This is a genomic window from Saccharopolyspora taberi, from assembly GCF_039534165.1.
GTDB lineage: Bacteria > Actinomycetota > Actinomycetes > Mycobacteriales > Pseudonocardiaceae > Saccharopolyspora_D > Saccharopolyspora_D taberi.
In genome coordinates this window covers 281,603-307,641 of sequence record NZ_BAAAUX010000003.1, presented here as the reverse complement: position 1 = coordinate 307,641, position 26,039 = coordinate 281,603, and the positions used below count along the sequence as shown (strand labels likewise).

Here is a 26,039-nt window from a genome sequence, read left to right as displayed (position 1 = left end):
AATGCCTTGTTGAAACAATCCCAGCACACACTCAACAACCCCACAGGGCCGGAGCGTGATACTCAAAGAAACCCAAACCACACCACACAAACCTGTGCGCATGATTCGGGGGCTAGCTTAAAAGCTACACTAACCTAAATCATCGGCACGCTGTTGAGTTCTCAAAGAACACACCCACACCATCACCACCCAGCCCAATATCAGGCCACGCAGCTCCGGGGAGCATTTCCTCTCGCTTGTGCTAACCACTCTAGCAGGCCCACATTTCCGCGTTTTCAAGGGGGGTCACCCACACCCTGAAACCCATTCGGATCCCGAGTCCCGCTTTGAGTTGTCAACGCGCCCGTTCAGTGGCTCCGAAACCGGAGTCTCCAACTTGGCGACCGCATTACTCTACCTGGTTCGCTTCGCGGTGTCAAACCCGCGCGCCCCAAGGTGGTGTGCGCTCCGATCGGTCCTCGACTTCTCGGGCGCTCCCACAGCCACCGTCCCCGCCAGGCTCTTGCGTCCTGTTCCGTCCGGCTGTCCGTGCGGCGAAGAGAAAGTTACGCACACTCTCCGTCAAAGTCAAATCGCCTGGTCAGACCCTTGACATCACCCGGGAGGCCAGTCAGCGCTATTTGCCCTTCGGGCGCAGCCAGAGCTTCACGGTGCTCGTGGAGCCCGCTGCTTCGATGGCTTCCAGCAGCTCAGGGGCGGTGACCGAGCCGGTCCGGCCGACCGGGACCAGCTCGTAGCCCCAGGTGCCGAACTCACGGAGGGCCGCGGCCGGGTCGTCGCCGAGAGCGCTGATCGCCGATGGTGTGAAGGAGCACACGATCGAGGGACGGTCGCGGCGGAGGAGCCGGACCAGACCGCCGAGGACCCGGTGGACCCGGGCGCCGACGTCGACGTGGACGACCGAGAGCCTGAGGTTCTGCAGTGCCGCGTGGTTCTCCAGCTCGCGGTCGAGGCGCACGCCTCGGACTGTGCCGGTGGTGCCTTCCGCCGGTGGCTGGAGCGTGACGCCGCCGGCGAGGGACTGCTCGGCCGCGAGCTCGACGGGACCGTCCCACGCGGCGCCGTCGATCACGACCAGGCGGTGGCCCCAGGCGGAGTGGACGTTGACCTCGACGTTGCGCCGGAGCAGGTCGCGGCTGCGCTCGCACGGCTCGACCGCGACCACCGCCCCGCTGTTGCCCAGCCTGCTCAGCACCCGGACGGTCTGGTAGCCGATGTAAGCGCCGACGTCGAGGAAGATGCCGTCGGGTTCCAGCAGGGAGTCGATGAGGGCCGAGACCTCCGAGTCCCACGAGGCGTGGGAGGACAGCCAGGGCAGCATCAGGCTGTCGTCGGCGGGCAGTCGGAGCAGGCCCGCGTCGCACAGCACCGGCGCGGTCGTGCCGTCCCCCGATCCCGCGTTGCGTTCGTGTTCGCGCAGGAGGATGCGTTCCAGCACGTCAGTGCGTTGCAGGGCGTGGGACGCGTCGTGCGTGGCCGCGCGGAGCGCGCTGTTCTCCGCCTGGTTCTTCTCCAGGGCGTCGATGCGGTCGAGGGTTCGTTCCACCGCGCTGGTCAGGGTGTCCAGGCGGTGGGCGAGTGCGTCGACCGGCTCGCTGGTAGTGCCGACGCCTTCGAGCTCGCGGAGCCTGCGGTGCTGGTCGGCCAGGTCGGCGCGGGCTCGGACCAGGCCGTCGTCGGTGCCGAGCAGCTGCGCGTCGAGCTGGTCCTGCCGCTGGGCCATCCTGGTCTGTTCCGCCCGCAGGGCCTCGATGTCGACGTCACCGTCGGCGTCGTACTGGCGGCGCAGGAGTTCGGCGGCGGTCTGCTCGACCCCGTCGACCATCGAGCGCATGATGTCGCGGATGTGCTCGTCGTAGTGGCTTAGCGCCTTGAGCACGGCTTTGCGCAGGGCAGGCGCCATCGAGTTGCGCCCGCCGACTCCGACGTCCGGGGCCCGGTGGAGCGCGTGCCGCGCGACCAACAGCGGGCGCAGCGGGTCGTCGAGGTGACCGTGGCGGTCCTGGGCCCACTTCGTCCGCCAGTTGCGGTAGGCGTGCTCGACCCGCTCGCGCAGGCGCTCGCCCGCGCGAGCGGCGTTGTGGCGGTCCAGCAGGTGATCGCGGGCGCGCACGCCGAAGGCCGCGATCTCGTCCGGGGCATCGGCGGCGTCCCACAGTTCCGCCGCTGCGGCGTCGATGTCGGGCTCCCCCGCGCCCTGGCACGGGACGAGCTTCGCGCCTTCGGCGCCGAACAGCTCCGCGACCGCTCCGTGGTCCGCGGCCAGCACCGGAACTCCGTGGGCCGCGACCTCCAGCAGCCGCAACGCATGCCGGTCGCCGCTTTCGGCGCGGTGCAACGACGCGACCAGATCCGAGGCCGCGATCAGCTCGGCGGTGTCGATGTCGTCCTCGACCAGCAGCACCCGCGGGTCCGCTGCCGTGGCCAGCCGCAGGCGCTCGGCGGCTTCCGGGTGGTCGGCGGCTGCCGAGACGGCGATGACCAGCCGGACGTCGTCGCGGTCCGGGAACGCCGTCAGGAAGGCGTTGACCAGGCCGAGCGCGTTGTCCTGGCGTTCGTCGCCGTGGTCGACGAAGGCGCCGACGACGAACTCGTCGGACAGCTCGTGACGCGCGCGGGCGCCCTTGCGGCTCGGCAGGACGACGCGGCCGGGGTCCGGCAGCGGCAGCGCGATCACCCTGGTCGTCGGCCCGCCGGACAGGCGGGCTTCGGCGCGCGCGGCTTCCGACGGAACCCAGACCTCGGCGACGTCGGTGCTCGGTTCCGCACCCGTGCCGACGTCGATCACGTACCTCCCAGCCGGGACCGGAACGCCCTGCTCGCAGCGCAGGACGACCGGGTAGTACGGGGTGTCCGCGGACGGCAGGCCCGAGGTTCCGACCGCGGCGCGTACCAGGTCGGCGAGCCTGCCGCTCCCCAGCACGGCGACGCCGAGCTGGTCGACCAGCGCTGCCCGGCCGCGTTCGGCCCGGCGGTGCACGGCAGCGGCAGGCACGCGTCCGCTGGCCACGCCGACGCCGATGCACCACTCGTGGAACGCGTCCGCGTCGGCGCCGAACGGATCCGGGAAGTCGCGGCGCAGCACCGGGTCGTCCGACCAGACCGCCGCAGTCCAGCGGGAGGCGCCTGCTTCGCGCTGCCGGTCGTCGGCGGGCTCGCAGGCCCAGCCGAGGAACTCGTCCGGCGCGGCGCCCGGTTCGAAGGGGCTCGGCGGCGCTTCGCCGTCCTTGAGCGCCGCGCGGTAGTCGGAGCGCAGTCCGCTGGGCAGCACTGCGCCGTCCGGGAGCGCGTCGAACGGGTGCGCGCGCTGCGTGGTGTAACCGGCGGCGACCAGGGCGTTCCGGTAGTTCGCGCAGAGCCCGGCCAGGACCGAGTGCTCCGAGAGCAGGACGCGCGGCCGGTCCGCGTAGGCCGCCGAGAGCAGCCACGGCCGCTGCGGCTGGAAGCCGTCGAAGTGCACGCTGCGCAGTGGGTGGCCATCGACCGCGTACTCACCGCTGTCGGAGGCGACCACCTCGCGCTGGGCGGCGTTCCACACCGACAGGCCGACGCCCGGATCGCGGATCACCTTGTGGTCGACCAGCGCGGGAGCGCCGTCGAGGAACATGCCGACCGCGCCGGGGTCGGAGGTCATCTGGTCCGCCCAGGTCGCCAGCAGTCCCTCGGCGCCGGGGCGGACGGCGAACACGCTGGGGTCGAAGGTGCCGGACTCGGCGAGGTCGGCCGCGCTGGGCCGCAGGCCGTCGAAGTGCAGCGGGCGCAGGACCCGGGGAACCAGTGCGACCGGGCGGTCCCGGCTGACCGCGGAGAGCAGGTCGTCGAAGTTGCCGAACACCTGGACCGACGGTTCGAAGTACAGCACCGTCGAACCGGACTCGAGCAGGTGCGCCAGCAGCCTCGGGCGCAGCACACCGCGCAGCTGCTCGGCCGTGCAGGCCAGGGCGAGCCTGCCGAACTCGGCGGGGTCCAGGCCGAGTTCGGCGGGGGTGATCACCCCGGTCTCGCCGTGGCCGGGTTGGTCGACCAGCAGCAGGACGAAGCCCGCGCCGGGGTGGCGGCGCAGGAAGGAGTCCTTTAAGACCCGGGCCGCGGGCAGTTGCCCGTGGCAGGCGACCGTGCAGCCGACCAGCGTTCCCGCCGCGACGTCCTGCTCCTCCGGGCCCTCCGCAGGCCACTCGGGTTCGCCGAAGGTTTCAGCGTGCTGCTCCAGCACGCCGGACTGCAACGTGGATTCGGACTCGCGGCCACCAGGGGCGACGGAGTCGGGACGCGCCTGCGAATCGGTCACGGCCCGAACCTATCGCCCCTCGGCCACCACAGGTACCCACAGGCCCTATGCGTCACAGCATGGGCATCAGCGTGCGCAGCTCGTACGGGGTGACGTGGCTGCGGTAGGAGTCCCACTCGTTGCGCTTGTTGCGGAGGAAGAAGTCGAAGACGTGCTCGCCGAGGGTCTCGGCGACCAGGTCGGAGGACTCCATCTCGCTGAGGGCCTCGTTGAGGTTCTGCGGCAGGTTCGCGTAGCCGGCGGCCTTGCGCTCGCTGTCGGTCAGCGACCAGACGTCGTCCTCGGTGGCCGGGGCCAGCTCGTAGCCCTTCTGCACGCCCTGGAGCCCCGCGGCCAGGATCATCGCGTAGGCCAGGTACGGGTTGCAGGCCGAGTCGAGGCTGCGGACCTCGACCCGGCGGGACGAGGACTTGCCCGGCGAGTACATCGGCACCCGGACCAGCGCCGACCGGTTCGCGTGGCCCCAGCACACCGCGGTGGGAGCCTCTCCCCCGACGACGAGCCGCTTGTAGGAGTTCACCCACTGGTTGGTGACCGCGCTGATCTCCCGGGCGTGCTTGAGGATCCCGGCGACGAACGCGCGGCCGGTCTCCGACAGCTCGTAGGGGTCCTCCGGGTGGTAGAAGGCGTTGCGGTCGCCCTCGAAGAGGCTGAAGTGGGTGTGCATGCCCGAGCCGGGCTGGCCGCTGAAGGGCTTGGGCATGAACGAGGCCCGCACGCCCTGGGTCAGCGCGACCTCCTTGACGACGTAGCGGAACGTCATCACGTTGTCGGCCATGGTCAGCGCGTCGGCGTAGCGCAGGTCGATCTCCTGCTGGCCGGGGGCGCCCTCGTGGTGGCTGAACTCCACCGAGATGCCCATCGCCTCCAGGGTCTCGATGGCGTTGCGCCGGAAGTGCGGGGCGGCGTCGTGGCTGGCCTGGTCGAAGTAGCCGCCGGAGTCGGCCGGGGTCGGCTCGCGGCCGTCCGTCGGCAGGTCCTTGAGCAGGAAGAACTCGATCTCCGGGTGCACGTAGCAGGTGAACCCGGCCTCGGTGGCCTTCGACAGCGTGCGGCGCAGCACGTGGCGCGGGTCGGCCCAGCACGGCGATCCGTCGGGCATGGCGATGTCGCAGAACATGCGGGCCGAGTAGTGCTCGCCGTCGGGGGTCTCCCACGGCAGCACCTGGAAGGTCGCCGGGTCCGGCTTGGCGACCATGTCGGACTCGTAGATGCGCGAGAATCCCTCGATGGCCGAGCCGTCGAACCCGATGCCCTCGGCGAAGGCACCTTCGAGTTCGGCGGGCGAGATCGCCACCGACTTCAGGATGCCGAGGACGTCGGTGAACCACAGCCGCACGAAGCGGATGTCACGTTCCTCCAAGGTGCGGAGCACGAACTCCTGCTGGCGGTTCATGCCCGCAGCCTAGTTGCTGGGGTCGGCGCGGACCGAACCGCGAGGGGGCGGAAACCCAACGTTAATCCGCCCGCGCGGCGGCTCACCCACCGCGCGGGCGGGACCCTCAGCCGGTGCAGCGGGTGCCTTCGGCGGGCAGTTCGCCGTCGACGAGGTAGCGCGTGCCCGCCTCGTCGACGCAGGAGGTGCCCTGCAGGAACACCGTGTGCTGGGTGCCTTCGAAGGTCAGCAGCCTGCCGTGCAGCGCGCCCGCCAGCTCGACGCCCGCCCGGTACGGCGTGGCCGGGTCGCCGGTCGTGGAGATCACCAGCACCGGCGGCAGGCCGTCGACGACGGGCTGGGTCTGCTCCCCGGTGACCGGGACCGGCCAGAACGCGCAGACGTCGCGGGCCGCGCTCGGGCCGCGGCCGTCGTCGAGGAACGGCGCCGCCTCGCGGTAGCGGCGGTCGGCCTCCCGCACGACGCCGGGGTCCAGGTTGCGCTCGTCGTCGACGCAGTGCACCGCGTCGAAGGCGTCCATCGTGGACGAGTAGGTGCCGTCGGCGCCGCGGCCGAAGTAGGTGTCGGCCAGCGCCATGAGCATCCCGCCACGGCCCTGGTCCAGTTCCAGCAGGCCAGTGTTGAGCTGTTCCCAGAGGTCCGGGGCGTAGAGCGCCTGGATCGCGGCGGTCGTGGCGTCCGAATAGGACAGCTCGCGCCCGCCGCCGGTGGGAACCGGCCGGTCGACCAGCGGCCGGGTGAGGTCCTGGAACGCCTTGACCGCCTGGGCCGGGTCGGAGCCCACCGCGCAGTTCTGCTGCTGCGCGCACCAGGAGGCGAAGTCCCCGAACGCCTTCTGGAAGCCCGCGCCCTGCGCGACCAGGGACTCGATCGCGTTCTGGCCCGGGTCGATGGCGCCGTCGAGCACCATCCCGCGCACGTTGCGCGGGAACTCCTCGGCGTACTCCGAGCCGATCCGGGTGCCGTACGAGTAGCCGAGGTAGGACAGCTTCTCGTCGCCGAGGGCCGAGCGCATGACGTCCATGTCCTTGACGACGTCGCGGGTGCCGACGTTGGCCAGCATCTCCGCGCCGGTGCGCTCGGCGCACTTGGCCGCGTAGTCCTGCGCCTCCTGCTCGGTCTGCGCGTCGCCCGCCGGGGACGTGTCGGAGTCCGGGTCCAGGCGGTCGGCGTCGCGCTCCTGGTCGGTCAGGCAGCGGACCCGCGGCTCGGACGCGCCGATGCCGCGCGGGTCGAAGCCGACCAGGTCGAAGCGCTGGCCCAGTTCGGTGCTGCCTGCCGAACCGGCCAGCGCGGCGACCGTGCTCATCCCGGAGGCCCCCGGGCCGCCGGGGTTGACCAGCAGCGAGCCGACCCGCTGCCCCGGATCGGTGGCGGGCTTGCGCAGCAGGCCCAGCCTGATCGTGGGGCCGCCGGGGTCGGCGTGGTTCATCGGCACTTCGAGCCGGGCGCACTCGATCGCGGGGTCACGGTAGGCCGCGCGCTCCTCGTCGGAGGTCGCGAAGTCCGCGCACGGTCCCCAGGACAGGGTCTGGCTGTAGTACCGCTCCATACCTGGAGGGACCGGGCCGACCGGCCCCTTGCGCTCGGTGTGCGGCTGCAGCGGCGGTGCTTCGGGCTCCATAGGACTGCATGCGACGACACCGCCCAGCAAGACGAGTGCCCCGATCACGGTCAGTAGGCGTGTCACCCGTGGATCGTGGCACGCGGGCGGCTGTGAGATTCACACGGGCGGTAGTACGAGCCGCGCCGACGTGCGCGAAGATGGGGTCATGCCGCAGCTGCGCATCGCTCTAGCACAGGTCAACGCATGTGTCGGCGACATCGCCGGCAACAGTTCGATGGTCCTCGACTGGACCCGCCGGGCCGTCGAGTCCGGCGCCCACCTGGTCGCGTTCCCGGAGACCGTGATCGCCGGTTACCCCGTCGAGGACCTGGCGCTGCGCAAGTCCTTCGCCGCGGCCAACCGCGCCGAGGTCGAGTCGCTGGCCAAGCGGCTGCGGGAGGCCGGGTGCGGGGACGCGCTCGTGATCGTCGGCCACCTGGACCGCGACGACGAGGGCGTGCGCAACTCCGCCTCGCTGCTGCACAACGGACAGGTGGTGGCCACCTACGACAAGCACCACCTGCCCAACTACGGCGTCTTCGACGAGGCCCGGTACTTCGCGCCCGGCTTCGACCTGCCGATCGCGCGGCTGCACGGGCTGGACGTGGGCGTGGTGATCTGCGAGGACATCTGGCAGAACGGCGGTCCGGTAGCGGCGCTGGGCGAGGTCGGCGTGGACCTGGTGGTCTGCGTCAACAGCTCGCCCTACGAGCGCGCCAAGGACGACGTGCGCACGCCGCTGGTGGCCGGCCGGGCCGCCGAGGCCGGGGCGCCGATGGCCTACGTGAACATGGTCGGTGGGCAGGACGAGCTGGTCTTCGACGGCGACTCGATGGTCGTGGCCGCCGACGGCGAGGTCCTGGCGCGGGCGCCGCAGTTCACCGAGCACCTGCTGGTGCTGGACCTGGACCTGCCCGCGGGCGGGCACACCTCGACGACCGTTCCCGAGCAGCCCGGCCGCATCCAGCGGCCCGCCTTCGACGTCAACCGGATCGTGCTGCAGGCCGATCCGCTGCCGGACCGCGAGCCGCAGCCCGCGCCGCCGGTGGCCGAGCCGCTGTCGGACGAGGCCGAGGTGTGGGCGGCGCTGGTCACCGGGCTCCGGGACTACGTGCAGAAGAACGGCTTCAAGTCGGTGGCCTTCGGCTTCTCCGGCGGGATCGACTCCGCGGTGTGCGCCGCGCTGAGCGCCGACGCCCTCGGTGCCGACGCCCTCCACGGCGTGTCCATGCCGTCGCGCTACTCGTCCGACCACTCCCGCTCCGACGCCGCCGAGCTGGCCCGGCGGCTGGGCTGCCACTTCGAGGAGCAGCCGATCGCGGACATGGTCGACGTGTTCGTGCGGCAGCTGGAGCTGACCGGGCTGGCCGAGGAGAACGTGCAGGCCCGGTGCCGGGGCATCACGCTGATGGCGCTGTCCAACCAGCACGGCCACCTGGTGCTCGCGCCGGGCAACAAGACCGAGCTCGCGGTCGGCTACTCGACGATCTACGGCGACGCGGTCGGCGGGTTCGCGCCGATCAAGGACGTGCCCAAGACGCTGGTGTGGAAGCTGGCGAAGTGGCGCAACGCCGAGGCCGAGAAGCGCGGCGAGGTGCCGCCGATCCCGGAGAACTCGATCAGCAAGGCGCCGTCGGCGGAGCTGCGGCCGGACCAGGTCGACACCGACTCGCTGCCGCCCTACGAGATCCTCGACGTGATCCTGGACGGCTACGTCGAGGGCGACCGCAGCTACGCGGACCTGATCGCCGAGGGCTTCGACGCGGACCTGGTGGAGCGGGTGATCCAGCTGGTGGACCGGGCGGAGTACAAGCGCAGGCAGTACCCGCCGGGCACCAAGATCACGTTCAAGGCGTTCGGGCGGGACCGGCGGCTGCCGCTGACCAACCGCTGGCGCGAGGCACGTCCGTAGGGCCATGTCCTCGGACTCGCCGAACGAAGACGGTTCGTAGAAGGATCTTCCGTTGCTGGTGGTGCATGGGGTCCCGACCGTCGGCGGCGCGGTGGCGCTGTGGGCGGAGGACTCGGAACTGCCTGCGCGGCTCGACCGGCGGCGGGCGAAGGGCCCGGTGGCGCATCCGTTCGCGGTTCCGGCCGAGGACCTGGTCGAGCGCCTCTCGTTGCGGCAGGCCGGCACCGACGTCCTGACGCTGCTGCTGCCGTCCTACGCCTCGGCGCCTTCGTCCTCGCCGGAGCTGGTGCGTGATCCGCTCACCGCCGGTCCGGCTCCGCGCGGCAGGCTGCGGCTGCTGCCGTGGTCGGTGCCGGTGGTGATCTGCGACCGGGTTCCGGAGCTCGCCGACTGCCGCCTCGGCGCATCGGTCCGGTTCCTCGGCCGCGTGGCCGAGTTCGCCGAGGAGCTGGCGAGCCGGGGCATGGTGGTCCCCGCGGTGGAGGACGGTCCGACCGCGCGCTGGCGTCCGCTGCTCACCGGTGCACCGGCCGCGCGGTTCGCCGCGCTGCGCGAGGCGATGCCGCCGGTGTGCCGAAGCGAGCAGCCGGGCCGCGCGCCGGAGGAGGTGCTGAGCGCGTCGCTGGACGCGCTGGTCGACGGCGTCGTGCGGGAACGGCTTTCCGGAATTCGGCTCTCCGACGGGGGAAACGCCGTCGAGTCCTGGTTGGCCGCGCTGACCGGGGAGCCCGGGTTCGAGGCCGATCCCGAGCAGGTGCACGCCCTCCGCGAGCACCTGGAGCACTGGCGCGCGGGCGGTGCGCCGGTGAGTCCGGTGCGCGCCTGCTTCCGGTTGCGCTCGCCGGACCAGGGCGACGAGGAGCACTGGCAGCTGGAGTTCCTGCTGCAGGCCGCCGACGACCCGAGCGTGCTCGTGTCCGCGGCCGAGGTGTGGCGGGAGCACGGCGGTGTGCTGCGTCGCTGGGTCGCCGACCCGGAGGAGCTGCTGCTGGCCGATCTCGGCCGGGCGAGCCGCCTCTACCCCGGTCTGGAGTCGGCGCTGCGCGAGGCGCACCCGACCGGGCTGGAGCTCGACGCCGAAGGCGCCTACGAGTTCCTGACCCACTCCGCGCTGCTGGACCAGGCCGGGTTCGGGGTGCTGCTGCCGTCCTGGTGGGGCAGGTCCGGTGAGCTCGGCCTGAAGCTGACCGCGTCCAGCCGCGGCACCGCGGGCGCGGTGTCCAAAGAGGACGGATTCGGGCTGGACGCGCTGGTCGACTACCGCTGGGACCTGGCGCTGGGCGACGAGCGGCTCAGCGAGTCCGAGCTGGCCGATCTCGCCGCGGCCAAGGTGCCGCTGGTGCGGGTGCGCGGGCAGTGGGTCCAGGTCGACCAGAAGCGGCTGGCCGCCGGGCTGGCGTTCCTGGAACGCGCGGGCGAGGGGCGGATGCCCGCGGCCGAGGTGCTGCTGCAGGCCGGACTGCACCCGCGGGATTCCGAGCTGCCGATGCCGGTGACCGAGGTCAGCGGTGACGGCTGGCTCGGCGATCTGCTGTCCGGTCGGCTGGAGGCCAGGCTCGATCCGGTGGAACCGCCGGAGGGGTTCACCGCCACCCTGCGCCCGTACCAGCGGCGCGGGCTGGCGTGGCTGGCGTTCCTCGACCGGCTCGGGCTCGGCGCGTGCCTGGCCGACGACATGGGGCTGGGCAAGACGGTGCAGCTGCTCGCGCTGGAGGTGCTGCGGCGGCGGGGGCCGACGCTGCTGATCTGCCCGATGTCGGTGGTCGGCAACTGGCAGCGGGAGGCAGCCCGGTTCGCGCCCGGGCTGTCGGTGCACGTCCACCACGGTTCGTCGCGGCTCGGCGGGGCCGATCTCGTGGAAGCCGCCGCGGAGCACGACATCGTCATCACCACCTACGCCCTGGCGACCCGCGACGCGGACGCGCTCGGCGAGGTCGAGTGGGACCGGGTGGTGCTCGACGAGGCGCAGAACATCAAGAACAGCAGCTCGCGGCAGTCGCAGGTGATCCGGCGGCTGCCCGCCCGGCACCGGGTGGCGCTGACCGGCACGCCGGTGGAGAACCGGCTGGCGGAGCTGTGGTCGATCATGGACTTCGCCAACCCCGGCATGCTCGGCTCGGTGCACACCTTCCGCGCCCGCTTCGCGGTGCCGGTGGAGCGCGACGGCGACGCCGACGCCGCCGAGCGGTTGCGCCGGATCACCGGGCCGTTCGTGCTGCGGCGGCTCAAGACCGATCCGGCGATCATCGACGACCTGCCGGACAAGATCGAGCTCAAGCAGCTGTGCAACCTGACCGCCGAGCAGGCGTCGCTGTACCAGGCGGTGGTCGACGACATGCTGCGCCGCATCGGCGAGAGCGACGGCATGGAGCGCCGGGGCCTGGTGCTGGCGACCATGTCCAAGCTCAAGCAGGTGTGCAACCACCCGGCGCAGTTCCTCGGCGACGGGTCGCGGCTGGCCGGGCGCTCGGGCAAGCTCGCGCGGCTGGAGGAGATCCTGGAGGAGGTCCTGGCCGACGGGGACAAGGCGCTGTGCTTCACGCAGTTCGCCGAGTTCGGCGGGATGCTGGTGCCGCACCTGTCGGCGCGCTTCGACACCGAGGTGCTCTACCTGCACGGCGGCACGCCGAAGCGGGCCAGGGACGCGATGGTCCGGCGGTTCCAGGAGCGCGGCGGGCCGTCGATCTTCGTGCTGTCGCTCAAGGCGGGCGGCACCGGGCTGACGCTGACCGGCGCCAACCACGTCATCCACCTGGACCGCTGGTGGAACCCGGCGGTCGAGGACCAGGCCACCGACCGGGCGTTCCGCATCGGGCAGCGCCGCGACGTGCAGGTCCGCAAGCTGACCTGCATCGGCACCCTGGAAGAGCGCATCGACCGGATGATCGAGGACAAGAAGGCGCTGGCCCAGCTCGTGGTCGGCGCCGGAGAGAACTGGCTGACCGAGCTGTCCAACCGCGAGCTGCGGGACCTGCTCACGCTGTCCGGGGAGGCCGTCGGTGAGTGACTGGCGCGAGTACGGGCCGCCCATCCGCGTGGAGGGCGGGATCAGGGCGCGCAGCAGGCGCGGGCAGATCGCGCAGACCTGGTGGTCGCAGCGGTTCATCGAGGTGCTGGAGTCGTTCGGCATGGGCGGGCGGCTGCAACGCGGCAAGCGCTACGCCCGCGCCGGGCAGGTGCTGAGCATGTCGGTGTCCAAGAGCCTGGTCGTGGCGCAGGTGCAGGGTTCGCGGGAGACGCCGTACCGGGTGCGGATCGGGATGAAGGCGTTCAGCGCGGCGGAGTGGGCGCGGATCGAGGAGGCGCTGGCCGGGCAGGCGCTGTTCGCGGCGAAGCTGCTCGCCGGGGAGATGCCCACCGACATCGAGGCGGAGTTCGAGCGGCTGGGGCTGCGGCTGTTCCCGGACACCATGCGCGAGCTGACGATGGACTGTTCCTGCCCGGACTGGGAAATCCCGTGCAAGCACCTGGCGGCGGCGTGCTACCTGCTGGCGGAGTCCTTCGACGAGGACCCGTTCCAGATCCTGGCGTGGCGCGGCCGGGGCCGCGAGGAGCTGCTCGACCGGCTGCGGTCGCTGCGCGGCACGAAGGCGGCGGCGCGCGAGGACGAGGTCGCGCCGCTGGCGGAGTGCATGGAGTCGTTCTGGACGATGCCGCCGCTGCCCGGAGGTTCCGGCGGTGAGCCAGCCAGGCCGGACGCGGTGCTCGACCAGCTCGATCCGCTGCGGGTGGAGGGCATCGACGTGGTCGAGCGGTTGCGGCCCGCGTACCGCGCGCTGGGTGCGGCGGAGGACTGATCGCGGGCAGAGTGGGAGATGTCTTCCACGAACGGAGCAGCGAATGACCGGACCTGTAGTCATCACCGGGGCGTCGTCGGGACTGGGCCTGGCCACGGCCGCCGGGCTCGCCGCCGCCGGGCGGGATGTGATCCTCGCCTGCCGCAGCGTTTCGCGCGGGGAGGCCGCAGCGGCCGAGATCAGGTCGCGGACACCCGACGCCCGGCTGGAGGTGCTCGAACTCGATCTCGCCGACCTGGCCTCGGTGCGGGCCGCGGCCGAGCCCCTGGCGGCCCGCAGGCCGCAGGCCCTGCTGTGCAACGCGGGGCTCCAGGTGGTCGACGGGGTGCGGCGCTCGCCGGACGGGCACGAGCTGACCTTCGCCACGAACCACCTCGGCCACTACCTGCTGGTCCGGCGGCTGCTCGACCACCTGGCCCAGCCCGCCCGGATCGTGCTCGTCTCCAGCGGCACCCACCTCGGTCCGCGCCGGTCGATGGGTTTTCCCGCGCCGCGGTGGGAAAACCCCCGGCTGCTGGCCGATCCGGACCGCTCGTCGCTGGACGACTCCGCGCGTTCGGGCCGGATCCGGTACTCGACCTCGAAGCTGGCCAACATCTACACCACCTACGAGCTCAACCGCCGGCTCCGCGGTCGCCGGATCACGGTGAACGCCTTCGATCCCGGGCTGATGCCGCAGACCGGTCTCGCCCGCGACTACCCCGCCTTCGTCCGGCGCGGCTACGAACGGCTGGCACCGCTGCTGGTCCGCGCCGTGCCCGGGGTGCGGTCGGTCGCGCGGTCCGCCGCCGACCTGGTGTGGCTGCTCGACGACCCCGAGCCGGGCGAGGTGAGCGGGCTGTACTTCGTCGGCCGCAGGCCGCGGAAGAGCTCCGCCGAGTCCTATGACCGCGGCCGGGCCGCCGAACTCTGGGACGTCTCGGCCGAACTCGCCGGAATCGACGGGGCCTGATCGTTGCCCTGCCCGGGCCCGGTTTCACCGGGATCGGCGTGCACACGTACTCCGGCCTCGTCCGAGGTCTTCTCCTCGCACGGCCGAACGGCTAAGCATGTGCGGTGGAGATCGAAAGGCGGGCCCTCATGAAGTGGAAAGCGTTCGCGGTCGCGCTGGCTGTCGTCCTGGTCGGGATCGGCGCGGTGGCGATCCCGCGCGGGACCGGCGCGCCGGCGGCCAAGCCGGAGGCGTTGAACCGGCTGGATCAGGTGGTCCAGCGCGGTGAGCTGCGGGTGTGCAGCACTGGCGACTACCGCCCCTACACCTACCGCGATGCCGCGGGCGCGTGGAGCGGGATCGACATCGACATGGCCCACGACCTCGCGGGCAAGCTCGGCGTCAGGGCCGTGATCGTGCCCACGACGTGGAAGACGCTCATGCGGGACTTCGAGGCGAAGTGCGACATCGCGGTCGGCGGTGTGTCCATCACGCTGGAGCGGGCGAAGCAGGCGTTCTTCAGCCGGGCCTACGCCGTCGACGGCAAGACGCCGATCACCAGGTGCGAGAACGCCGAGCGGTTCCAGACGCTGGAGCAGATCGACCGGCCCGGGGTGCGCGTGATCGTCAACCCCGGCGGGACCAACGAGCAGTTCGCCCGCGCCAACCTCAGGCAGGCGACCATCGTGGAGCACCCGGACAACAACACGATCTTCGAGCAGATCGTCGCCGGGAACGCCGACCTGATGATGACCGACGCCGCCGAGACGAAGTGGCAGGCCAAGCAGCACCCGGAGCTGTGCTCGGTGCACCCGGACCAGCCGTTTACCTTCGCCGAGAAGGCGTACCTGGTGCCGCGCGGCGACGTCGTGTTCCAGCAGTACGTCGACCAGTGGCTGAACCTCGCGCTGCACGACGGCACCTACGACCGGATCTCCGGACCCTGGATCGGTTGACGTGTGATGTGCGCCCTTCGGGTATCCCCCGGAGGTGCGAGCGCGTGCGACGCTGCCGAGCGTCACACAAGCCCAGGGACCCGCGAAGCCGGGCCTTGAGGACTGAAGGACGGTCAATGATGACTGCTGCTCAAAAGCACGAGACCGAAACCGCTCCCTACGGTTCCGCCGCTCCCCGCCGCCGAGTCCGGACGCACCACCTGCTGGAACTCAAGCAGCGCGGCGAGGCGTGGCCGATGCTCACGTCGTACGACATGTACACGGCGCGGATCTTCGACGATGCGGGCATCCCGGTGCTGCTCGTCGGCGACTCCGCGGCGAACAACGTCTACGGGTACGACACCACCATCCCGATCAGCCTGGACGAGCTGATCCCGCTGACCAGGGCCGTCACGCGCAACGTGAAGCACGCGCTGGTCGTGGCGGACCTGCCGTTCGGCTCCTACGAAAGCTCACCGGAGCAGGCGCTGGCGTCCGCCGTGCGGCTGATGAAGGAGGGCGGCGCGCACGCGGTGAAGCTCGAAGGCGGTCGCGCGTACGCGCCGCAGGTGGAGAAGCTGGTCACGGCCGGTGTGCCGGTCATGGGCCACATCGGGTTCACGCCGCAGAGCGAGCACACCCTCGGCGGCTACCGCGTGCAGGGACGCGGCGACCGCGCGGACTCCATGCTCGACGACGCGCACGCGCTGGAAGACGCGGGCGCGTTCGCCGTGGTGCTGGAGATGGTCACCGCCGAGGTGGCCAAGCGGATCACCGCCGAGCTGCGCGTTCCGACGGTCGGCATCGGCGCCGGCCCGGACTGCGACGCGCAGGTGCTGGTGTGGACCGACATGGCCGGGATGAACACCGGCCGGACGGCCCGGTTCGTCAAGAAGTACGCCGACCTGGGCGGAACCCTGGCCAGGGCCGCCCACGACTTCGCCGACGAGGTGCGCGGGCGCAGCTTCCCCGCCGCCGAGCACTCCTTCCACTGAGTCAGCCGGTCACGTTCGGCGGCGGAGTCCCGTCGCCGAACGGACGGCCGCCCAGCGCGGCCCGGCCGTGCTCGGAGTGCCAGCCCGACAGGTCCGGCCCCTTCGGCACGATGCCGTTCGGGTTGATGTCCGGGTGCGTGACGTAGTAGTGCCGCTTGATGTGGTCGAAGTCCACGGTGTCGCCGAAACCGGGAGTCTGGAACAGGTCCCGCGCGTAAGCCCACAGCACCGGCAGCTCGGTGAGCTTGTTCCGGTTGCACTTGAAGTGCCCGTGGTAGACGGCGTCGAAGCGGACCAGCGTGGTGAACAACCGGACGTCGGCCTCGGTGATCGTGTCGCCGACCAGGTACCTGCGGTCGGACAGCCGTTCCGAGAGCAGGTCCAGCCGGGTGAACAGCCGGTCGAACGCCTCCTCGTAGGCGACCTGCGACCTGGCGAAGCCGCACTGGTAGACGCCCTGGTTGACGTCCCGGTGGACACCGTCGTTGACCTCGTCGATCTCCGCGCGCAGCGCCTCCGGGTACAGCTGCGGCGCGCCCGCCCGGTGGAACCGGGTCCACTCGGTCGACAGGTCCAGGGAGATCTGCGGGAAGTCGTTGGTGGCGACCAGGCCGGAGGTGGTGTCGATCAGCGCGGGCACCGTGAAGCGGCCGGCGAAGTCCGGATCGGTGGCCAGGTACGCCTCGGACAGGAACTCGATGCCGGTCACCGGATCCCGGCCGTCGGGGTCGAGGGTGAACCGCCAACCGCGCTCGTCCCGGATGGGGTCCACGACGCCCAGCGAGATCGCGTCCTCCAGGCCGAGCAGCCGCCGCACGATCACCGCCCGGTGCGCCCACGGGCAGGCCAGGCTGACGATCAGGCGGTACCGGCCCGCCTCGGCGGCCACGCGCTGGGTGAACCGGTTCGCCTGCCGCACCCACTCGCCCCGAGCGGTCACCGCGTCCTTGGTGGAGGTCATGAATTCAGGCTAGTGGCTCGAAAGTGCTTGCGGGGGCCGTCCCAACGGCCGAACAAGCCCTAGTCGTGGCAAGCGCGGTGAGCGAGGACGTCGGCGTGACAGGCTTTGGGCGCGCACCAGCACCCGAGCGCCCTGCCGCTCAGCTCGCCCTCGCGGATCCGCTTCAGCAGCGTGGGCTGCTCGTCCAGCCACTGCTCGTAGTGCCGGACCATCGCCTCGCGGTCGGTCTTCGCCTCCTTCAGGAAAGGACTGGCGAAGTCCGAGCTCGGCCACGAGTGGCGCGGGCCGGAGTGACCGACGTAGGTGAGCAGGTCCTGCGACAGCAACCACGGCACCAGGTGCTTGTGCGGCCCGGACTTGCGGACGTTGACCACCACCGCGCGGCCGTCGAGCACCTCGGCGCCGCGTTCCCGCTCGTCGTCGGTCCATCCGCCGGCTTCCTCCGGGAGCTGCCTGGCCACGATCGACCACCTCCGGCCCTTCATGCTGCCCGGACCGCCGGACCGCGACAAACGCGCGTCAGATGTCGGTGATGCGCAGGCCGGCGTGGGCCTTGTAGCGGCGGTTGACGGCGATCAGGTTCGCCGTGAACGCCTCGACCTGGTGGGCGTTGCGGAGGCGTCCGCCGTAGACACCGCGGACACCGGGGATGACGTCGGCGAGCTCGCGGACCACGTCGGTGGCCTCGCGGTCGTCACCGAGGACGAGCACGTCGAGGTCGACGTGGTCGACCGACAGGTCGGCCAGCGTCACCGCCGAGACGTGGTGGAACGCCGCCGTCACCCGCGAGTCCGGGAGCAGCTGCTCGGCCTGTTGGGCGGCGCTGCCCTCCGGGACCGGCAGGGCGTACGGGCCCTGCTTGTCGAAGCCGAGCGGGTTCACGCAGTCGATGACGATCTTGCCCGCGAGCTCGGCGCGCAGCGAGGTCAGCGTCTCGGCGTGGCCGTCCCAGGGCAGCGCGAGCAGCACGATGTCGGCCGCCGCGGCGGCACCGGCGTTGTCCTGGCCGGTCACGTCCCCGCCCGCGACCCCGGCGATCTCCTCGGCCGCCTGCTGGGCGCGCTCGGCGCTGCGCGAACCGATCACGACCTTCAGCCCGGCCCTGGCCCACCGGATCGCCAAGCCCTTGCCCTGAGCCCCGGTACCACCGAGGACCCCGATGGTCTTCTCCCGCACAGCCACGCCCGGCCCCTTCCGTCGAACACCGTTGATCAGTGCTCCCAACGATCGGTGCGGACCGCGTAATCCGCCAGCGGATCACGTTGTGGATCAGATCACCTCGAAGGCCACGTCGCGGCGCACCGGGTCGGCCTGCGCCAGCCGCACCCGCACCTGCTGCCCCTCGCCGAAACCGTCGCCCACGCACCGGGCGATGACCGGCGGCGCGGCGACGAACACCTCACCCCCGACCCCGTTGGCCGCGCGCAGCACGGTCGCCGGGAACTCCTCGCCCACCCGGCCTGCCAGGGCCCACGCCTGGGCCTGGGCGATGCACGCGCGCTCCACCTGGCCCGCCACCCGGTCGGACCCGCCCATCACCGACGGCAGGTTCCCGAGCGCTTCGAGCACCCATCCGGGCACCGGCCGGTCGGAGGCGACCGCCAGGCACACCTCGGCGCTGTAGCGGTCGACGAGCCGCCGCAGCGGCGCCGTGACGTGCGCGTACGACGCACCGATGCCGGCGTGCCCGGCCTTGGCCGGGGCGCCGTCGCCGAACGCCGTGTACCCGGCGCCGCGCAGCAGCCGGGTCGCCTGCACGTGGACCGCGAGCGCTTCCGGCCGGACCGGGTCCAGCCCCGCGAGCGCCGCGGCCGGGTGCTGCTCCTCCGGCCAGTCCACGCCGAGCCGGGCGGCCGACCTGCGCAGGCCCGCCACCGTCTCCGGTTCCGGGTCGGGGACCGTGCGCAGCACGCCGATCCCGGCGGAGATCATCATCTCCGCGGCGCACATCCCGGTCAGCAGCGAGATCTCGGCGTTCCACTCCTCGACCACCAGCCGGGGCCTCAGCACCAGCCGCCAACCGCCGTTGCCGTCGGACTCGACCTGCTGCTCCGGCAACCCCAGCTCGATCGCTCCCCGCAACACCGCCTGCTCCCGGCGCAGTCTCCCCACCTGCGGCAACAGCTCGATCGAAGGGTGCGCGACCCCGAGGTCGATGGTGCGCTGCACGCCGTCGTAGTCCAGCTGCGCGACCGACCGCACCAGCGCCCGGCGCAGGTCGACGCCGACCGGCACACCGTCGGAGTCGAGGTCGATCGTCCACAGCACGGCAGGGCGCACCTGGTCCGGAAGCAGGCTCGCGGCGCCCTCGGAAAGCAGCGTCGGATGCAGCGGGACGTTGCCGTCGGGCAGGTAGAGCGTCTGGCCGCGCCTGCGCACCTCGGCGTCGAGCGCCCCGCCCGGCACCACGAACGCGGCGACATCGGCGATGGCGTAGTGCACGCGGTAACCGCCGCCGGGCCGAGCGCACACGAGCACCGCCTGGTCGAGGTCCTTCGCACCGGCCGGATCGACCGTGACCAGCGGGAGGTCCGTGGCGTCCACCCGCTCCCCGTCGAGCACCGGCTGCGCCACGCTCCGCTCGACCTCGCTCAGCGCGGCGGTGGGGAAATCGACGGGTAAGCCCAGCTCAGCCCGGATGGCGGCGAAGTCCGAGCCGAACTCCCGCGGCCGGGAACTCCGGTCGGCGGCGGCAACACCGGCCTCGTCTCCTGGAACCTGCGCCGCCGCCACGGGAGATCAGTCCTCTGTGCCCTGCGGGACACCCGCGCCCGGTCGGCCTCGACGAGCCGGAGGACAAGCCTGGCCCGTCAGTCCACCAGCACCCCGTGGGACACCCACACCCGGTCGACCCCGATAAGCCGCAAAACAAGCGTGGCCCGTCAGTCCACCAGTGCCCTGCGGGACACCCGCACCCGGTCGGCCCCGATGAGCCGGAAGAAAAGCGTGGCCCATCAGTCCTCCTCGGCGTTCCAACGCCGGTCGGCCTCGTCGGCCGCCTTGGTGCGCTCCTGCGCTATCTCCAGCGCCCGCGCCGCGGTCTCGCGATCGGCATAAGGACCCAACCGCTCGGCCGCGCGGCACCCCGCCGCCGGCTCGACCTGCTGATGCTTCAGGCAGAAGTACCAACCTTTGCGGGCCATGGGTCGAGCCTCGCATGTCGCACAGCGCATGTCACGCGGCCGAGCGGCTGTCGTCGGGCCGGCCCGGGCCCGGCGCCCCTGAACGGAGCAGCCGCCGGCTACCAGGCCGGAGGCGGTGGCGCGGCCGGTCCGGGCTGCTGCCGGGGGATCGGGTCCAGGCACGACACCAGGACCTGGTGGGTCTCCGGGTCCTCGATCCGGCGGCCGTCGCGCATCCGGTACTCCAGCTCACCGCTGTCGTCGACCTCGACGGTGCAGCCGACCTCGGCGAGCTGGTCGTCGTCGAGGTCCACGAGCCGCTCGTACCGGGACGGCACCACCCGGTACACCGGCCACTGCAGGTGGCCGAACGCCTGGTGGAACTCGGCCAGCAGGTGCCGCATCTGCTGCTGCCACGGCAACGGCATCGCCTCCGCCAGCGACCGCGGCACCGTCACGTAACCGCTGTCGACCCCGTGGCGCGCTCTGGACAGGTAGTCCCCGAGCGGCGTGCTGGACGCGGGCGGGCCTGACGGCCGCGGGATCGGGTCTGGCGTGAACATCGGGGATTGGCCACCTTTCGAACAGGCCCTTCGGCAACGTCCGGCGCGCCGGGGGCACGTCGGCGAATTCTCACCTGCCGGCGCCCGCCGGTGGAAGCGCCGCGGCGGTCCCGGGCATGTCGGGAGCGGGGCGCACCACCATCGGCAGCAGCTCACCGCCGTCCCACATCTTCGTCCGCTCGACGCTCTCGCCGGGCTGCGGAGCGTGCAGGACCTCGTTGTCGCCCAGGTACAGGGCGACGTGGTGCACGCTCTGCGGATCCCGGCCGTGGCCCCAGAACACCAGGTCACCTGGCTGCGCCTGGGACAGCGGCACGTGCACGCCGCCCTGGTCGTACTGGGTCTGGGAGTGCTTGGGGATCTTCACCCCGGCGGCGTTCCAGGCCATCTGGGTCAGGCCGGAGCAGTCGAAGGTGTCCGGTCCGGCCGCGCCCCACACGTACGGCTTGCCCAGCTGGGCGTGGGCGTAGCCGATCGCGTTGCCCGCCAGCACGCTGGCCGACGGCAGGTCCTCGCAGCCGCTGAACCCGCTGACCTGGCCCTCCACGCTGACCAGGTGGGCGGCCATCGGCTCCCACTTGTGGTAGCGCAGCGGGTACCCGGAGCGCTCGACGCGCTGGGCCGCGGTGCCCGGCCGCATCTCCTCCCAGCCCGGGACCTCCAGCAGCACGTCGTAGAACTTGTTGATCGCGTAGTCGACGTCGGTGACCTGCGACTCGCTGCCCCAGCCCATCGACGGGCGCATCTGGAAGATCCCCAGCGAGTCGCGGTCGCCGTGGAAGACGTTCTTCAGGTTCGACTCGGTCTTGCCCGCCTGGATCGCGATCTGCCAGGCGCGCGGGGGCAGGCCGCGCTCCTTGCCGATCTCGATGATCCGCTTGGCGATCTCGACCGACTCCGCGCTGAGCGTGCTCGCGTCGCTCTCCCCCCGGCCCGCGGCGTCACCCCAGGGCCCGAGGTCGGCGCTGCACTCGGACCAGCCCTGCCCCCGGCCGCCGCTGCCTGCCAGCAGCGCGGTCAGCGCGCCGACCCCGGCGAGTCCGGCGAAACCCGCGACGAGCACCAGCGCCACCAGGAGTTTGCGCATGTCAGTTCACCTCGCCGTAGGCCGCCACTCGCCAGCCGGCCGGGGTCTTTATCGCATGCACCTGGACCTCGCCGGCGTCGGTCGGTAACCGCACGTCCATCGCGGTCGCGGTCGACTCCAGCGGGGTCGCGGGCCCGGTGACCGCGTTGGCGGGCACGTTGGCCGGGTCGACCGAGGCCATCTCGGGCAGGAACTCGTCGGTGGTGTGCGGGCGCAGGCCGTCGAGCCAGCGCTGCCGGTCGGTGCCCGGCGGGTGGTTCACCCACGCCCGGCCCCACGCCTCGACGACGGCGAGCCCGGCCGGATCGGCCGCGGTCCTCGGCGGCGCGGTCGGCGGCACGGAGAACGTCGGCGGCGCGGGCTTGCGGGTCGACGGCGGCGCGGACACCGGCTGCTCCGCGGGGCGCTGGGCCGGGTCCTGCTGACCCTGGTAGCGGCTGGGCGGCGGCTCCGGCAGCAGGAACCCGATCACGATGACCAGCACGCCGAGCACCACAAGCGCGCCGACCAGGTGCTTCGGAGAACGCAAGGGCCAGCCCCACAGCCTGCGGTACACTGCGGCACGGCCCCGATGTGTGCGAATGGGCATCGGCTGCCCTCCCCCTCCTCAGTTCCACCGGCCGGAGTCAGCCACCGTCGGCCACCTCCAGCCCCCGGGACGGCCGGTACACCACGTACACCGGTCGGCCCGCCACGACCTCCATCTCCGCCCGCCGGGGTTCCGGCGCGGCAGCCGGGTTGTCGGACCGGGACGGGACCAACACCGGATCTTCGTCGAGCCCGTCCCATTTGGCATCCGCCACCGGGGCGGTATCGACGAGCCGACTGGCGGTCCGCCCTTCGGGCAGGGCCTGCGGATGCCGGAACCCGCCCGGCCGCCGCGGCGCGGCACCACCGGGCAGCGCCTGCGCCTCCTCCGGAGGAATCGCCGACGTCCCGTCCCGGTCGAGCCGCTGCGCCGTCGCGACCACCGAGGACGGCAGCTGCGCCTCGGGGCGGCTGCGCCGCCGCTCCTGACCGGACTGCGTCTCCTCCATCTCGTCGTCGGAAGAGCGCACGGTGTCCCAGAAGTCCCCGCCACCGGAGCCCTGCGAGCCGCGGCCCCGGCCGCGGAAGCGGGAGAAGATCCCCTGCGGCACCCGCGGCATCGACCCACCGATGCCACCGACCGAGAGCTCGACCATCTGCCCCATCCGCCGGAGCGGCTTGCCGACCAGGAGGAAGACCAGGGTGACCAGGCCGGACAGGAGGATCTGGGTGAGCGGCACGAACTGCCTGTTCGGGTCGAAGATCCAGGTGAGGATCAGGGTGTGCAGCCCGGCCATCGCCGAAACCATCACGACGTTGAGGATCGCCGCACCCGCGATCCGGCCGATGGCGCGCAGGATCTGGTGGTACACCAGCGCGACCAAGCCGATCAGCGGCCCTGCGAGGATCAGGACCCGCAACATGACCTGGGCGAGCAGGATCGTCGCCTTGGCCAGCAATTGGAACGTCCCGAAGGCGAGGCTCTGTGCCATCGCGAGGGTTCCCGCACCGACGCGGCTGCCATCAATGCCCTGGAAGTATCCGTAGGCACTGCCCATCTTCGCAGCGACGTCCTCGAAGGCCTGCTTCTTCGGCTCCGGAGACCCCGCGTCGGCGCCAGTCCGCCTTTCTTCCTTCGTCCACGCCTGCGCCCGTAGCAGTTCTCGGCCGAGCTGCTGCGCCTGCGGCGTGTCCGGAGCGCCGAACTCCCCGCGCAACCAGTTGTTGTAGACGACCTGGTCGTGCAGCAGGGTCGGCAGCGCGTTGGCCTCGTCCACACCGACCTCGCGCAGGAATCCTGCCTGCACCGCCGAAGTTCCGGTGATCACCACGTCATCGAGAGCGTGCGTGTAGACCAGCGGCGTGAGGTAGGTCGCCGAGGCGAACCAGAGTCCTGCCAGCGCCCACATACCCTTCTTGCCGATCGAGGCCAGGTCGCCCTGCCAGATGTAGCGGAAGAGCACTACGGCCAGCACCAACGCGACGAGCCCGAACCACGGCGTGAACACGCTGTCGTAGAGGGCTACCGTTCCGTTCGCGATGACGTCGTCCAGCGGATCCATCAGGTCGCCGTTGAGCAACGCGTAGTGCAGACCGTTCGTGGCACCCACGAAGTTCTTGCCGATGTTGAACAACTCGTTGCCGAGCCAGGTGTCGACCAGGGCGTTCGGATTGGTCACGCCCTGTGGCCCGCAGCCGAGGTCGTAGGTGTGCCAGACTAGACCGGCGTAGCCGACTTCGTCGTAGGCACTACCCGGCTGGCCTGTTCCCATCGGCGCCGGATCGATCGCCCCGACCATGCCCGACCCGGGCCGCTCGGGGTTCGGCGGCTCCTTGCAGTCCGACCCCTGCCCGAGGGCCGGAGCGCCGATCAGGGCCTGGAGGCCGACGATCGCGGCGACCACGGCCGCCGCCCCGCGCCTGCGGCGGGCCGGCGAGCGCCGCGCCGGTCGCCTCCGCGCCAGCAGCGCGGCGACGATCACCACCCCCGTCAGGGTCAGCACGGCGGTCACCGGACGTCGTCCCCACCTCGTTCGCCCGGATTCCCGGCCGAACGCTCGCCCGTGCCGTCGTTGCCGATCCCGACGGTCTCGAGCTCGAACTCGTCGAAGGTGTCCAGGTCCTCCGGGTAGTCGTCGGAGGCGGTCAGCGCCGGGGCCGCGACGTCGGAGTTGACCCCGTTCTCGGCGCTCTTGAGCTCGCGGGGCTCGCTGTCGTCGGAGGCCGGGGTGGTGTCCAGCGAGTCGCGCAGGTGGGCCAGGTGCGGTCCGCTGAAGTCGATCCGGATCTTCTCCACGCCGCCCGCGCCGTCGCCGAAGATGAACTGCCGGGGCGAGCGGTCGCGTTCGGTGTTGTTGCGGGCCGGGCCCGGGCGGCGGCCGAGCGCGGCGACGACCTGCTCGTAGCCCGCGCCGACCGGGACCTTGAGCAGCCGCAGCGCGTCGGCCTGCGCGTGCTCGTCGTCGAGGCGGCCGATGAACACCGAGTCCAGCAGCGAGACGAAGCCCTGGATCCGCAGGAAGTCAGCCGGGATCTGGCTGGACAGCAGCACCCGGACGTTCCACTTCCGGGAGTCGCGGGCGAACCGGTTCATCAGCACCCGGCCGGTCGGCACCTCGGACAGGAAGAACGCCTCGTCGATCCAGACGCCCTTGCGCTCGTTCTTCGGCCGCTCGTAGATGGACCGCTGCGTCAGCCAGGCGGCGAGGTTGAGCATCTCCACGCCGAGCGCTTCGGCGTCGGTCCAGTGCTCGCGGCCGACGCCGTCCTTGGGCAGGGTCAGCCCGGCCATGGTGAGCACCGTGAGCCGGTCCTCGCGGCGCTCCGAGTACGGGTCGGCGTTGGCCTCCGGGATCAGCAGCGACATCCGCTCCCGGATCTCGTCGAGGAAGTCGGCGACGACGACGGCGTGCTCGTGGTGCTCGCTCGCGTCCCGCCGCAGCGCTTCGAAGACCATGCCCGGATGCGCGTCCGGCCGCCCGCCGACCGCGCGGACCGCGCGCAGCAGCACGATCCGGGTCTGCGGCAACCGGGCGACCTCGTAGGGCAGCAGCCCGGTGAGCACGTCGAGCACCAGCCGCCGCCGGGTCGCCGCCGCCAGCGCGCGTTCGCGCCGCCAGCTGCGTTCCGGGTCGTCCTCGTCGACGAAGTGCTCCAGCTCCGGCTCGGCGACCACCCGGTACGGGTTGAGGATGCCGGGCTGGGCGTTGAGCAGGTTGATCGGCCGGGCGTAGGGGCGCAGCTCCGGCAGGTTGCAGATCTCGGCCAGCGGACCGGACGGGTCCAGCAGCGTCCAGTGCGCGCCGGAGCGCAGCGTCTTGTAGACGATCCCGCCGCCGAGGAACGACTTGCCACCACCGAGACCGGCGACCATCGCGGTCAGACCGGACGCGTCGCGGACCTCCTGCGCCATCCACGGATCCCACGCGACCGGGCGGCGGGTCGCGGTGCAGGTCTCGCCGAGCAGGATGCCGCGCCGGTCGCCGACCTCCGCGGTCGCCTGCGGAACCGCCGCCGCGGCCCACACGACCGAACCGCGCCGCAGGTAGGCGGCGTTGGCCAGCGGCTCGCCCGGGATGAACTCCCGCGCCATCGCGTACTGGGCCTCGGGGTGCTCGATGGCGACCTTCGGCTTGTAGAGGTCGAGGATCTGCTGCGCCAGCCGCAGCGCGTCGCGCTCGGTCGGGCCGGACACCGCCAGCCGCCACCACGAGCGGACCCGGGTGGCCAGCGCGGTGAAGCCGGAGGTCATCTCGTCGTCGATCTCCAGCACCCGCCCGGCCTGCCGGGCCAGCGAGGTCGGCGGCTCCAGGCCGTGCTCCTCGGTGTAGTGCCGGACCTGGGAGCGGACCTTGTTCATCTGCCGCTGCAGCTCGCCGCCGACGTCCTCGGGGCGCCGCACGTAGATCCGGGCCGACC

General features: G+C 71.8%; 19 protein-coding genes. 6 read left to right on the top strand and 13 right to left on the bottom strand.

Annotation, left to right across the window (positions count from 1 at the left end; genetic code table 11):
- Positions 1–616: 616 nt before the first annotated feature.
- From ABD691_RS04160 to ABD691_RS04150, 3 genes are all read right to left on the bottom strand, one after another.
- The gene (locus ABD691_RS04160; RefSeq protein ID WP_344678012.1) at positions 617–4,288 is read right to left on the bottom strand and encodes a glycosyltransferase family protein; all 3,672 of its coding nucleotides are present in this window, start codon (positions 4,286–4,288) and stop codon (positions 617–619) included.
- A 52-nt stretch (positions 4,289–4,340) separates the two neighbouring features.
- Positions 4,341–5,684 carry a type I glutamate--ammonia ligase gene (glnA, locus tag ABD691_RS04155; protein WP_344678011.1) on the bottom strand — a complete coding sequence of 448 codons (1,344 nt, stop codon included), beginning with the start codon at positions 5,682–5,684 and terminating at the stop codon, positions 4,341–4,343.
- A 106-nt stretch (positions 5,685–5,790) separates the two neighbouring features.
- Entirely contained in the window at positions 5,791–7,308 is a 1,518-nt protein-coding gene (locus ABD691_RS04150; protein ID WP_344678010.1) for an alpha/beta hydrolase, read from the bottom strand.
- A gap of 148 nt (positions 7,309–7,456) precedes the next feature.
- Here ABD691_RS04150 and ABD691_RS04145 point away from each other — a divergent pair, with 148 nt between their 5' ends.
- The 6 genes from ABD691_RS04145 (at position 7,457) to panB (ending at position 15,860) form a co-directional block, all read left to right on the top strand.
- Complete coding sequence (locus tag ABD691_RS04145) at positions 7,457–9,202, top strand: NAD+ synthase (protein WP_344678009.1); 1,746 nt, start codon at positions 7,457–7,459, stop codon at positions 9,200–9,202.
- A 58-nt stretch (positions 9,203–9,260) separates the two neighbouring features.
- Positions 9,261–12,209 carry a DEAD/DEAH box helicase gene (locus ABD691_RS04140; RefSeq protein ID WP_486374887.1) on the top strand — a complete coding sequence of 983 codons (2,949 nt, stop codon included), beginning with the start codon at positions 9,261–9,263 and terminating at the stop codon, positions 12,207–12,209.
- Positions 12,202–12,999, top strand: coding sequence for an SWIM zinc finger family protein (locus ABD691_RS04135; protein ID WP_344678007.1), 798 nt, complete (start codon positions 12,202–12,204; stop codon positions 12,997–12,999). Before ABD691_RS04140 ends, ABD691_RS04135 begins: the two co-directional genes overlap by 8 nt.
- A gap of 43 nt (positions 13,000–13,042) precedes the next feature.
- Positions 13,043–13,951 carry an SDR family NAD(P)-dependent oxidoreductase gene (locus ABD691_RS04130; protein ID WP_344678006.1) on the top strand — a complete coding sequence of 303 codons (909 nt, stop codon included), beginning with the start codon at positions 13,043–13,045 and terminating at the stop codon, positions 13,949–13,951.
- A gap of 128 nt (positions 13,952–14,079) precedes the next feature.
- Positions 14,080–14,886, top strand: a complete 807-nt coding sequence (locus ABD691_RS04125; RefSeq protein WP_344678005.1) for a transporter substrate-binding domain-containing protein — start codon at positions 14,080–14,082, stop codon at positions 14,884–14,886.
- A gap of 116 nt (positions 14,887–15,002) precedes the next feature.
- Entirely contained in the window at positions 15,003–15,860 is an 858-nt protein-coding gene (gene panB / locus ABD691_RS04120) for a 3-methyl-2-oxobutanoate hydroxymethyltransferase (RefSeq protein WP_425564967.1), read from the top strand.
- 1 nt (position 15,861) lies between these two features.
- On the opposite strand, the gene ABD691_RS04115 is transcribed toward panB, so the two are convergent.
- The 10 genes from ABD691_RS04115 to ABD691_RS04070 form a co-directional block, all read right to left on the bottom strand.
- Positions 15,862–16,821, bottom strand: coding sequence for a glutathione S-transferase family protein (locus ABD691_RS04115; protein WP_344678003.1), 960 nt, complete (start codon positions 16,819–16,821; stop codon positions 15,862–15,864).
- Between the two features lie 59 nt (positions 16,822–16,880).
- Positions 16,881–17,282, bottom strand: coding sequence for a DUF4326 domain-containing protein (locus tag ABD691_RS04110; protein ID WP_344678002.1), 402 nt, complete (start codon positions 17,280–17,282; stop codon positions 16,881–16,883).
- A gap of 58 nt (positions 17,283–17,340) precedes the next feature.
- Positions 17,341–18,003: an NADPH-dependent F420 reductase gene (gene npdG, locus ABD691_RS04105; protein WP_344678001.1), complete on the bottom strand. Its 663-nt coding sequence runs from the start codon at positions 18,001–18,003 to the stop codon at positions 17,341–17,343.
- 87 nt (positions 18,004–18,090) lie between these two features.
- On the bottom strand, positions 18,091–19,554 hold the full coding sequence (locus ABD691_RS04100; protein ID WP_344678000.1) for an RNB domain-containing ribonuclease: 1,464 nt from the start codon (positions 19,552–19,554) through the stop codon (positions 18,091–18,093).
- A gap of 221 nt (positions 19,555–19,775) precedes the next feature.
- Entirely contained in the window at positions 19,776–19,964 is a 189-nt protein-coding gene (locus tag ABD691_RS04095) for a hypothetical protein (protein WP_344677999.1), read from the bottom strand.
- Between the two features lie 98 nt (positions 19,965–20,062).
- Positions 20,063–20,506, bottom strand: coding sequence for a hypothetical protein (locus ABD691_RS04090; protein ID WP_344677997.1), 444 nt, complete (start codon positions 20,504–20,506; stop codon positions 20,063–20,065).
- 70 nt (positions 20,507–20,576) lie between these two features.
- The gene (locus ABD691_RS04085) at positions 20,577–21,593 is read right to left on the bottom strand and encodes a C40 family peptidase (RefSeq protein WP_344677996.1); all 1,017 of its coding nucleotides are present in this window, start codon (positions 21,591–21,593) and stop codon (positions 20,577–20,579) included.
- Position 21,594: 1 nt separating this feature from the next.
- Complete coding sequence (locus ABD691_RS04080) at positions 21,595–22,122, bottom strand: hypothetical protein (protein WP_344677995.1); 528 nt, start codon at positions 22,120–22,122, stop codon at positions 21,595–21,597.
- Positions 22,123–22,219: 97 nt separating this feature from the next.
- Positions 22,220–24,133 carry a hypothetical protein gene (locus ABD691_RS04075; RefSeq protein WP_344677994.1) on the bottom strand — a complete coding sequence of 638 codons (1,914 nt, stop codon included), beginning with the start codon at positions 24,131–24,133 and terminating at the stop codon, positions 22,220–22,222.
- Positions 24,130–26,039, bottom strand: a 1,910-nt coding sequence (locus ABD691_RS04070) for an ATP-binding protein (protein ID WP_344677993.1), incomplete at its 5' end; no start/stop codon positions are given. The genes ABD691_RS04075 and ABD691_RS04070, both read right to left, overlap by 4 nt.